Source organism: Pseudoroseomonas ludipueritiae, from assembly GCF_014490445.1.
In the GTDB taxonomy this organism is placed as follows: Bacteria; Pseudomonadota; Alphaproteobacteria; order Acetobacterales; family Acetobacteraceae; genus Pseudoroseomonas; species Pseudoroseomonas ludipueritiae.
Map to the genome: position 1 here is coordinate 1 of NZ_JACTUZ010000373.1, position 759 is coordinate 759.

At 75.1% G+C, this 759-nt stretch carries 1 protein-coding gene; it reads left to right on the plus strand.

Annotated features, from left to right (window positions below; genetic code table 11):
- A partial coding sequence (locus IBL25_RS26445) for a hypothetical protein (protein WP_202986900.1) occupies nt 1-759 on the plus strand: 759 nt, incomplete at both ends.

Below are 759 nucleotides of genomic sequence, written 5' to 3' on the forward strand. Positions count from 1 at the left end.
TGGCCCATGCCGCCGCTGCCGGGGCGGCGCTGCGCCGGGGCGCCGCCGTGCGGGCGCTGGAAGGCAGTGGCAGCGGCTGGCAGGCGCGGCTGGAGGATGGCAGCCGGGTGGAAGCGCGCGAGGCCTTCCTGGCCACCGGCAAGCACGATTTGCGCGGCTGGAGGCGCCCGCCGGGGCGGCAGCCCGATCTGCTCGGTTTCAAGCTGCATCTGCGCCTCAGTCCGCAACAGGCCAGGACACTGGGGCGCGGGGTGGAGATCGGGCTGTTTCCCGGCGGCTATGCCGGCTTGCAGCCGGTGGAAGGCGGCGGCGCCAATCTTTGCCTGCTGGTGCGGCGTGGGGTCTTCGCGGCGCTGGGTGGCCAATGGCCGGCGCTGCTGGCGGCCATCACCGAAGCCTGCCCGCATCTGGACCGCCGCCTCTCCGGCGCCACGGCGCTCTGGGACCGCCCGCTGGCCATCGCCGCCATCCCCTATGGCTTCGTGCAACGCGGCAGCGATGGCTGCTGGCGCCTGGGGGACCAGGCGGCCGTGATCCCTTCCTTCGCCGGGGAAGGCATGTCGATCGCCCTGCACAGCGCGCATCTGGCCGCCGCCTGCCACCTGCGCGGAGAGGATGCGGCGGCTTTCCAGCAGCGCCTCGCGGGCGATGTCGGCGCGCTGGTGGCGCGGGCCACGCTGCTCTCCCGCCTGCTGGTGCGGCCGGGCGGACAGGCGCTGCTGCTGGGGGCGGCGCGGGCCCTGCCCTTCGCGCTGTCCG